General features: G+C 68.3%; 8 protein-coding genes and 1 other RNA gene. 1 reads left to right on the forward strand and 8 read right to left on the reverse strand.

Translation table 11 applies throughout. From position 1 onward, the window contains the following. Position 1: 1 nt before the first annotated feature. Genes mraY through OR37_RS07830 form a run of 7 tightly spaced genes read right to left on the reverse strand, consistent with a single transcriptional unit; the run spans position 2 to position 7,644 of the window. On the reverse strand, positions 2-1,114 hold the full coding sequence (gene mraY / locus OR37_RS07800) for a phospho-N-acetylmuramoyl-pentapeptide-transferase (RefSeq protein ID WP_004617837.1): 1,113 nt from the start codon (positions 1,112-1,114) through the stop codon (positions 2-4). Then, positions 1,114-2,574: a UDP-N-acetylmuramoyl-tripeptide--D-alanyl-D-alanine ligase gene (locus OR37_RS07805; RefSeq protein ID WP_004617839.1), complete on the reverse strand. Its 1,461-nt coding sequence runs from the start codon at positions 2,572-2,574 to the stop codon at positions 1,114-1,116. The genes mraY and OR37_RS07805 overlap by 1 nt, the downstream gene beginning before the upstream one ends. Next, positions 2,567-4,027: a UDP-N-acetylmuramoyl-L-alanyl-D-glutamate--2,6-diaminopimelate ligase gene (locus OR37_RS07810; RefSeq protein ID WP_004617842.1), complete on the reverse strand. Its 1,461-nt coding sequence runs from the start codon at positions 4,025-4,027 to the stop codon at positions 2,567-2,569. The genes OR37_RS07805 and OR37_RS07810 overlap by 8 nt, the downstream gene beginning before the upstream one ends. Then, entirely contained in the window at positions 4,024-5,784 is a 1,761-nt protein-coding gene (locus OR37_RS07815) for a peptidoglycan D,D-transpeptidase FtsI family protein (protein ID WP_004617844.1), read from the reverse strand. The genes OR37_RS07810 and OR37_RS07815 overlap by 4 nt, the downstream gene beginning before the upstream one ends. Further along, entirely contained in the window at positions 5,781-6,248 is a 468-nt protein-coding gene (gene ftsL, locus OR37_RS07820) for a cell division protein FtsL (protein ID WP_004617846.1), read from the reverse strand. The genes OR37_RS07815 and ftsL overlap by 4 nt, the downstream gene beginning before the upstream one ends. Continuing rightward, positions 6,245-7,180 (reverse strand): 16S rRNA (cytosine(1402)-N(4))-methyltransferase RsmH, encoded by a 936-nt coding sequence (gene rsmH / locus OR37_RS07825; RefSeq protein WP_004617848.1) that lies wholly within the window; start codon positions 7,178-7,180, stop codon positions 6,245-6,247. Before rsmH ends, ftsL begins: the two co-directional genes overlap by 4 nt. After that, positions 7,177-7,644 (reverse strand): division/cell wall cluster transcriptional repressor MraZ, encoded by a 468-nt coding sequence (locus OR37_RS07830; protein WP_035017072.1) that lies wholly within the window; start codon positions 7,642-7,644, stop codon positions 7,177-7,179. Before OR37_RS07830 ends, rsmH begins: the two co-directional genes overlap by 4 nt. A 393-nt stretch (positions 7,645-8,037) precedes the next feature. Between OR37_RS07830 and OR37_RS07835 the strand changes: the two genes are divergently transcribed. Next, positions 8,038-9,120, forward strand: coding sequence for an acyltransferase family protein (locus tag OR37_RS07835; protein WP_004617852.1), 1,083 nt, complete (start codon positions 8,038-8,040; stop codon positions 9,118-9,120). Here OR37_RS07835 and rnpB read toward each other — a convergent pair. Then, an RNA gene (rnpB, locus tag OR37_RS20690) (RNase P RNA component class A) lies at positions 9,109-9,491 on the reverse strand. The two genes, OR37_RS07835 and rnpB, sit on opposite strands and share 12 nt — an antisense overlap. Positions 9,492-9,581: the final 90 nt, after the last annotated feature.

Here is a 9,581-nt window from a genome sequence, read left to right on the forward strand (position 1 = left end):
CCTAGCGCAGCTTCAGGGTGGCGAGGCCGACGAAGGACAGGATCATCGAAACGATCCAGAACCGCACCACGACGGTGGATTCAGCCCAGCCCAGCTTCTCGAAATGGTGGTGGATCGGCGCCATCAGGAAGACGCGCTTGCCGGTCTTCTTGAAGTAGGCGACCTGGATCATCACCGAGAGCGCCTCGGCCACGAACAGGCCGCCGACGATGCCCAAAACGAGCTCGTGCTTGGCGCAGACGGCGATCGCGCCCAGCGCGCCGCCCAGAGCCAGCGAGCCCGTGTCGCCCATGAAGATCTTGGCCGGCGGCGCGTTGTACCAGAGGAAGCCCATGCCGCCGCCGATGATCGCGCCGCACAGCACCGCCAGCTCACCGACCCCCGGCGCGAAGTGCAGGTTCAGATAGTCGGCGAACTTGTAGTTCCCCACGAGGTAGGCGATCAGACCGAAGGTCGAGGCGGCGAACATCACCGGCACGATGGCCAGGCCGTCGAGGCCGTCGGTCAGGTTCACCGCGTTGGAGAAGCCCGCGATCGTCACGGCCGCGAAGGCCACGTAGAACCAGCCCAGATTGATCACCAGCGCCTTGAAGATCGGGAAAACCACGCTGGTCTCCATGCCCGGCGTCATCGGCGACTTGGGCGCGAAGACGATCAGGATCACCGTGGCGATGATCGCGACGATGAACTGGGCCACCAGCTTCTGGACGCTGGAAAGACCGGCCGTGGTCTGCTTGGTGACCTTGGCGTAGTCATCCATGAAGCCCAGAACGCCGTAGCTCCCCGTGACCAGCAGCACGACCCAGACATGGACGTTGCGCAGGTCGGCCCACAGCAGGGCGGCGACGAACAGGCCGGCCAGGATCATGAAGCCGCCCATGGTGGGCGTGCCGGCCTTCTCGGTGACGTGGCGGGCGATGCCGTCGGTGCGGATCGGCTGGCCCTTGCCCTGCTTGGTCTTCATCCAGCGAATGAAGCGCGAGCCCATCGCCACCGCGACGATATAGGCGGTCAGCATGGCCATACCCGACCGGAAGGTCAGGTATTTCAAAAGGTTCAGAAGCGGCACGTGCTCGGCGGAGCGCGCCAGCCATTCGTACAGGAAGTACAGCATCAGCCCTGTTCCCCAAGGTCGAGCGCCGCCAAGGCTTGAGCGAGCCGCCCAGCCTTGGAGCCGTTGGACCCCTTCACCATCACCACGTCGCCCGGCCGGATCGCGTCCGCCAGCGTCGCCATTAACTTTTCGGTAACCTCCGCGTAGCCGCCCCGCCGAGTCGGCGGAAGCGCCTCCCACAGCGATTTCATGTGGACGCCCGCGACAAAAACGACATCGACGTTCGCCTCGGCGATCGGCGCCGCAAGCTCAGCGTGAAAGCGGTCGCTGTCCTCGCCCAGTTCGAGCATGTCGGTCAGCGCCACGACGCGGCGGCCAGACACGGCGCGCGCGCCCAGGGTCTTCAGCGCGGCGCGCATCGAGATCGGATTGGCGTTGTAGCTCTCGTCGACCAGGGTGAAGGTCCCGCCTGGGATGCGGATGGTCTTCTCGGCCCCGCGCCCTTCGATCGGCGCGAAGGTCGCCAGCGCCGCGAGCGCCGTCTCGCGCGGCACGTCCAGCGCCTCCAGCATCAGCAGCACGCACAGGCTGTTGGGGCCCCAGTGAACGCCGGTTTGAAGCAAGGAGAACTCGACGGGTTCGCCCCTGATCACGGCTTTAACAACCGACTTCCCCGGGGAATGCCGGGGCTCAGATCCATCCTGGGCGCTCGCCGCCCTGTCATCTGGATCCCGGCATTCGCCGGGAAGGTCGGAGGAAAAAGAGACCAACTGGGCCGTGCAGTCGGGCGAAAACCCGAAGCTCCAAACCGTCGCGCCGGCCTTCTCGGCCTCGCCCTTCAGGAATTCGAACCAGTGATTGTCGGCGTTCAGGACCGCAACGCCACCCGGTCGCAGGCCGGCGAAGATCTCGGCCTTCGCGCGGGCCACGCCCGCCTCGCCGTCCGGAAAGTTCTCGATGTGGACCGGCCCGACGGTGGTGATCGCCACCGCGTGCGGCTGGACGAACCCCGATAGCGGAACGATCTCACCGGCGTGGTTCATCCCCACCTCGAACACCGCGCGCTCGGTGTCGCGCGGCATCCGCGCCAAGGTCAGCGGCACGCCGATGTGGTTGTTGTAGCTCTTGACCGAGGCGTGGGCCTTGCCCGCCAGGCGCAGGCCCGCCTCGATGGCGCGGGTGACGCTGGTCTTGCCGACCGAGCCGGTCACCGCGCCGCGCTTGCACCGGGGCGCCCGCTCGCGCGCGGCGACGCCCAGGGCTTCCAGCGCCTTGAAGGTATCGGCGACCATCACCGCCGGGGCGTCGACCGGCTTGGCCGCCAGCACGCCGGCCGCGCCATTGGCGACCGCCTGCAGGACGAAGTCGTGACCGTCGCGCGCGCCGACCAGCGGCACGAAGAGGTCGCCCGGCTCGACCGTGCGGGTGTCGATCGAGACGCCGCTCACGGCGAAGTCTCCGGCGACCTTGCCGCCGGTGGCTCGCGCGATCTCCTCGGCGGTCCAGAGGGCGTCAGGCATCCACGCCCTCCAGCGCTTCCAGCGTCTCGGCCACGTCGTCGAACGGGTGAACCACGCCAGCGACGATCTGTCCCTGCTCATGACCCTTGCCGGCCACCACCAGCACATCGCCCTCGCCCATGAGGTCCACGGCGGCCCGGATCGCGGCGCGGCGATCGCCGATCTCGCGCGCGCCCGGCGCGGCTTCGAGAATGGCGGCGCGGATCGAGGCGGGGTCTTCCGAGCGCGGATTGTCGTCGGTGACGATGGCGATGTCGGCCAACTTCGCGCCGATCGCGCCCATCAAAGGACGCTTGCCGCGATCCCGATCGCCGCCCGCGCCGAACACCGCGATCAGCTTGCCGCGCGTGTGCGGACGCAGCGCCTCCAGCACCGTTTGCAGGCCGTCGGGCGTATGGGCGTAGTCGACATAGGCCTCGCCGCCCTTGGGGCCGCGACCGACGCGCTGAAGCCGCCCAGCCGCGCCCTCCAGCCGTTCCAGCGCCTTCAGAACCTTGCCGACATCCTCGCCGGCCGCGATGCAAAGGCCAGCGGCGACCAGCACGTTCGAGGCCTGGAAGGCGCCGGCCAGCGGCAGCTTGACATGGTGGACGACGTCGTCGGCCTCGATGACGAGGTCCTGGCCGGCGGGAGTCGGGGTCCGCGAGATCAGCCGCAGGCCCTGGCCGTCCTCGCCGACCGAGAACACGCTCTGACCCGAGGTGACGGCGGCGGCGGCGAAGTTGGGGAAGGCCTCGCTGTCGGCGTTCAGCACGGCCGTGGCGCCGCCCGGCGTCAGGGTGTCGAACAAGCGCAGCTTGGCGGCGCGATAGGCCTCCATCGAGCCGTGATAATCGAGGTGATCCTGGGTGAAGTTGGTGAAGCCGGCGGCGCGCAGCTTGACGCCGTCGACGCGGCGCTGGTCGACGCCGTGCGAGCTGGCTTCCAACGCCAGGTGGGTGACGCCCATGTCGGCCAGGCGCGCCACCATTTCGGCGACGTCGCCGGCGTCCGGCGTGGTCAGACCCGGCGGGGTCAGCTGCTGGTCGGGCTGGCCCGCCTCGCTGACCACCACGCCGAGCGTGCCCATGCTGGCGGCCTTGTGGCCCAGCTGGGCGAAGATCTGCCGGCAGAAGCCGGCGACCGACGTCTTGCCGTTGGTGCCGGTCACGGCCACGCACATCGCCGGCTGCTTGCCCCAGAACGCGGCCGAGGCCAGGGCGTAGGCGCGGCGGGCGTCTTCTGAACGCACCACCGGCACGCCCAGGCCTTCCAGCCCGCCCTCGGGGGCCAGGATGGCGGCGGCGCCCTTGGCCACCGCGCCCTCCGCGAAGTCGCGGCCGTCGACCTTGGTCCCAGGCAGGGCCGCGAACAGCCAGCCGGCCGTGACCTTGCGGCTGTCGGCGGTGACGCCCGCGATCACCGGGTCGTGGGCGAAGGGGCGGTTGAACAGTTCGGACAGACGCTTGGTCATAGGCCCGCCTCCGGAGCGGCGTTCTTGGTGGGAGCGGCGATGGTCACCAGTTCGGTCTTGCGCTTGACGCCCAGGAACGGAGCGATGCGCTCGATCACCCGGCCCGCGGCCGGCGCGGCCACCCAGCCGCCGGTCGACAGGCCGGTCTTGGGATCGCGGTGCGGCTCGTCCAGCAGGATCAGAACGAAATAGCGATCCGCCTCGACCGGCGCCTCGGTCGGGAAGGTGGCCGCGAACGAGGAAACCTGTCGGTCGTGGTTATAGCCTCGTATGGCCGGATCATACTTCTCGCCCGTGCCGGTCTTGCCGCCGACCGACAGCCCCGGGACATTGGCCTTGCCGCCGCTGCCGCCGGGCAGGACGTTGGCGCGCATGATCTTCAGCATCTCGGTCGAGGTCGCCTCGGAGATCGCGCGCGGCCCCTGGGGACGCACGCCGGGCGGCATCTTCTTGATGGTCAGCGGCAAAAGCTCGCCGCCGTTCAGCAACGCGCCCATCGCCTGGGCCAGGGCCAGCGGACTGACATTGATGCCGTGACCGAACGATGTCGAGGCCACCGCGTCCATGTCCCACTTGCGCGGGGTCAGCGGTCGCGCCGACTCCCGCAGCTCGATCTGGGCCGGCTTGGTCAGGCCCAGGGCGGTGAAGTAGCGCGACAGGCGCTCCCCGCCGATCTTCTCGGCCAGGATCGCGGTGCCGATGTTCGACGAGTGCTGGAACACCTCGATCAGGGTCAGGATCTTGTGGGTCGCGTGGTAGTCGTGGATCGTCCGGTAGCCCAGCTTGAACGGCTGGCGCGCGTCGAAGGTCGAGGTCGGCGTCGCCACGCCGGTGTCCAGACCGATCGCCACGGTGAAGGCCTTGAAGGTCGAGCCCATCTCGTAGACGGCCGCCGCCGCGCGGTTCAGACGCTGCTCGTCCGTGGCCTCGCCGGCCTTGTTGGCGTCGTAGTCGGGGTAGCTGGCCAGGCCCAGGACCTCGCCGGTGTGGACATTGGTGACCACCCCGACGCCGCCCTTGGGCGTGAACTCCTCGCAAGCCTTGCGCAGCTCGTCCTCCAGCGCCGCCTGCACGCGCACGTCGATCGACAGCTGGGTCGGGCCGCCCTCGCCCGCCGCGGCCTTGGTGATCGGATCGTCCAGAGCGCGTTCGGCGCCGGCCAGGCCCTTGCCGCCACTGTCGACGAAGCCGATCACGTGCGCGGCCGTCGGCCCCAGCGGATACATCCGCCGCTCCTGCTCCTCGAACGAGATGCCGGGCAAGCCGAGGTTGAAGATCGCGTCCTTCTCGTCCGGCGTCAGACCGCCCAGCACGAAGGCGCGGTGATCGCCGAAGACGGCCTTGTCGAGGCGCTTGGGGGGCACCTGCGGCAGGGCCCTGCCCAGGGCGACGCGGGTTTCCCTGAGGTCCCAGATCTCCTTGGGATCGACGTAGAGCGCGTAGTGGGCGAGATCGACGGCCAGCAGCTTGCCGTTCCGGTCAACCACGTCGCCGCGCGCGCCGTCCACGCCCTGGGCGTAGCCGTTGCCCTGGCCCGCGTGCGAGAACAGCGCCGCCCAGGTCGCGCCCACGGCCACGCCGACGAAGCACAGCGAGAAAAAGCCCATCACCAGGAAGATGCGGATGCGCGTGTCGTCTTCCGGCTTGGCGGCGGCGCGCGAGCGTTCGAACGCGTGCTCCAGGCGCCAGACGCGCTCGATCAGCCACCGCCACAGCGGCGACTGAAAGCCGCCCGGCCCGAGGTTGGAGAGGCTCATCGCGGCGCCTCCGGGGCCGGCGGCGCGACGGGCTGCGGCGGCGGCGTGGGCGGCGGGGCGTTGTCGTCCGGCACGGCCTCGGGCGCGTCGGCGGCCAGGGCGTCGGGCGCGACCGGGGCGGCGGCGATCGGCGCGCGCGGCAACTCATGGCGACGCGCCACGTCGATCAGGGCGTCCTCGGTGATCTCGTGCGTGGGCGCGATCGGCTGGAGATGCATCATCACCGCCAGTTGCTCGATGCGGCGCGGCTGCTCCAGGTGCGCGACCTCGGCCTCGAGCAGGCGTTTGCGCACGCCCTCGTCGTCGATTTCCTGCTGGATATGGCCGATTTCCTGACGCTCGCGCCAGGCGAAGGTCTTGGCCAGATAGACGCTGGTCACGAGGGTCAGCAGGATCCCCAGGCCCGCGACCTCGACGACGCGAAACCCGCGAATACGACGATTGAAGACGCCCGAGAGGCTCACGCGACGCCCTCCCAGACGGGCGCCGGCGTCCGCACCGCGGCGCGCAGCTTGGACGAGCGCGCGCGCGGATTGGCGGCCAGCTCGGCCTCGCCCGGCGCGATGGCCTTGTTGGAGATCAGCTGGAAGCTGGGCGCGGCGCCGGCGGCCACCGGCGGGGCGTGACGCGAACCGCCGGGCGTCTTGCCCGCGCGTTCGGCCAGGAACGCCTTGACGATGCGGTCTTCGAGGGAATGGAACGTCACGACCACCAGGCGGCCGCCCGGCTTCAGCACCCGCTCGGCGGCGGCGAGCCCCGCCTCCAGCTCGGCCAGCTCGTCATTGACCGCGATCCGCAGCCCCTGGAACGAACGGGTGGCCGGATGGACCTTGGCGCCCTTGCGGCCGCCGACCGCGCGTTCGATCACCTCGGCCAGGTCCAGCGTATGGGAAAACGGCCGCTCCTCGCGGCGACGGACGATGAAGCTGGCGATGCGGCGCGAGGCGTGCTCCTCGCCATAGACATAGAGAATCCGCGCCAGCTCGGCCTGGTCCAGCGTGTTGACCAGATCGGCGGCGGTCGGCCCCGTATCGCCCATCCGCATGTCCAGCGGCCCGTCGCGCATGAAGGAAAAGCCGCGCTCGGCCTGGTCCAGCTGCATCGACGAAACGCCGAGATCCAGCATCACCCCGTCGACGCTAGCCGGACCCAGTTCGTCCAGCATTTCTGAAAAACGGGCCTGGACCAGACGGAACCGATCGGCCGGCAGGTCTTCCGCGAACCGCCGGACGGTCGGATCGCGATCGAAGGCGACAACCCGGGCGCCGGTCGCGAGCACGGCGCGAGTATAGCCGCCCGCCCCGAACGTGCCATCGACCACCAGATCGCCGGGCTTGGCGTCCAAGGCCTCGACGACCTCGTCCAGCAAGACCGATACGTGCGGCGCCGCGCTCACGCCGCGCCTCCGAACCGGGCGGTGCGCTGCTGGGCGCGCAGAGCCGCCAGCCCTTCTCGCGCCAGGTCGCGCTGCGCCGCGCGATGGGCCTGGAAGGCCTCGCGCGACCAGATCTGAAAACGCTCGCCCATGCCGACGACGGCCACCCAATCCGTGAGGCCGCACATTTCGCACAGGTGGTCGGGGAGCGTAATGCGACCAGCTGTATCAAACGATAGCTTGGACATCCCACCCAGCACGCTGGTCTCCAGCGCCGAGCGCGTCGGGTCGCCGAAAGGGATCTCCTCGATCACCGCCAGGTAACGATCGAACAAGGCTTTTCCGCCAGCTTCCAGACAATCGGCCTCGATAGAGGGGAAGCAGAAGATCCCATCGAACATGCCAGACACGGCCGCGCGGAATTCCTGCGGCACAACGATGCGCCGCTTGCTGTCGAGCTGTTTCTCGAACGTCGAGAGAAACACGAAAGCCGAACCCCGCCAGACCCAAGCCGGTCGACGAGCCACCACACCCCGCCCCGACGACAATTGGGTTAACATGGGATGAAATGGGAGACAATGACACCAAGGCTCGTTTTAACGAGATTTCAAAGTTATCGCGGCCGCATCCACCCCAGAACAACAGTTAATACACAGAACATACAGAGAACCGTAAAGCCCGAAGGCCAGTGAATGACTATCGCCGCTCAAGCCCGGCGAATTTAGAGAATGGCTGGAAGGCCAAAGTCGCGACCAGCACGGCAAACACGCCATAAGCGAGGCGCGTGATGGCCCAAGGCGATCCTGAAAAGAGACGACCGCTCGACTTAAAGACCACGACTTAGACACCCGCCGCCGGCCCCCGCCCCAAAGGACCCGATGCAAAAGCAGACCAAGTTCGCGACGCTGGACGGTATGCGCGGACTAGCGGCGATCGCGGTGATGGCGCTTCACCTCAATTTCACGCCTGGCGTTCCGGGACGAATGTCCAGCGCGCATTTGTCCGTCGATCTGTTCTTCATCATCAGCGGCTTTGTCATCGCCCACGCTTACTCGGAGCGGCTTACGGCCGGCATGAGCTGGACCGAATTCATGCTTGTCCGCCTGGTGCGATTGTACCCGCTGTACTTGGCGGGGCTCGCGCTTGGCCTTCTCTGGCGGATATCGGCCTTGGCGCTTCACCAACCCGCCGCGATGACCGCCGTGGATATCGGGCGGGCGGCGATCTTGGGCCTAGCCTTCCTGCCCGCGCCCTCGAACGGCGCCTCGACGGACGCCTGGCCGCTCAATCCCGTGTTCTGGTCGTTGTTTTTCGAGATCATCGTCAACCTGGGCGCGGCGCTTGTATGGCGGCGCCTGACCGGTCTCGCCCTGGGCCTGATCGTCCTCTTGGGCGCGACGGCTCTATCGGCCGTGGCGATGACGCTAGGCTCGCTGCAACATGGCTATCAGTTTCACGAGCTCTGGGCGGGCCTGGCCCGCGCGACGTTTTCGTTCTTCGCCGGCGTCGCGATCTTTCGGCTCGGCGAACGGGCCATGGCGCCGAAGCTTCCGCCCATCGTCGCCGTGGCGCTTATCGCCGCGATCCTGCTCTGCCCGGTCAGCCACGGCGTGCGCGCGGCCTTTGACCTCGCCGCCGTGCTCATCGCCTTTCCCTTGCTCGTCGCCGCGGCGAGAAACAATCCCGGCCCGATCATGACGCGCCTCTTCGGCGCGCTGGGGGCGGCGTCCTATGCGATCTACACGTTGCATCGCCCGCTGATAGGCGTCGCCGACGTCTTCAAGGACGCCTTGGCCCTGCCCCGCCCCCTCTACGCGACGGGCTTCATGGTCGTTGTCATCGTCGGATCGATCGTTATCGATCGCGTCTATGACCTGCCCGCTCGCCGCTGGCTGAAGGCGCATCTGGACGCCGAGCGCGGCGCCTTGGCGCGAACGCCAAGGTCATCGCGGACCAGATGATCTGTAAGCCGGGTTCTGTTCCGCCTCCGGAGAGGCGGCGACGATCATTCCTCTAGGCCGGCCATTGCTGGACGGCTCTCGCGACCTACCCGGATCCTCTCGGCCAGTGACGGCCTAGTCGACGCGAGGCCGACGCGGGATCCCTATTCGGTCTTGCTCCAGGCGGGGCTTGCCATGCCGTCCCTGTCGCCAGGTCCGCGGTGGGCTCTTACCCCACCCTTTCACCCTTACCGCCCGCGAACGGGAGGCGGTTTGCTTTCTGTGGCGCTTTCCCTGGGATCGCTCCCGGTGGGCGTTACCCACCGCCTTGTCACCGTGGAGCCCGGACTTTCCTCGGCGTCCGAAGACGACGCGACCGCCCGACCATCTGGTCCGGGACGGTGTTTGACGGGGTGTTTTCCAAACGTCAACAAACATCCGACTTCCCCGGCGAATGCCGGGGCCCAGATTCATCCCGGGCG

It is taken from the genome of Caulobacter vibrioides OR37, assembly GCF_000372645.1.
In the GTDB taxonomy this organism is placed as follows: domain Bacteria; phylum Pseudomonadota; class Alphaproteobacteria; order Caulobacterales; family Caulobacteraceae; genus Caulobacter; species Caulobacter vibrioides_E.

Coding starts and splice junctions, on each gene's coding strand:
- mraY (WP_004617837.1), bottom strand. CDS start 1,114: ATGCTGTACTTCCTGTACGAATGGCTGGCGCGCTCCGCCGAGCACGTG.
- OR37_RS07805 (WP_004617839.1), bottom strand. CDS start 2,574: ATGCCTGACGCCCTCTGGACCGCCGAGGAGATCGCGCGAGCCACCGGC.
- OR37_RS07810 (WP_004617842.1), bottom strand. CDS start 4,027: ATGACCAAGCGTCTGTCCGAACTGTTCAACCGCCCCTTCGCCCACGAC.
- OR37_RS07815 (WP_004617844.1), bottom strand. CDS start 5,784: ATGAGCCTCTCCAACCTCGGGCCGGGCGGCTTTCAGTCGCCGCTGTGG.
- OR37_RS07835 (WP_004617852.1), top strand. CDS start 8,038: ATGCAAAAGCAGACCAAGTTCGCGACGCTGGACGGTATGCGCGGACTA.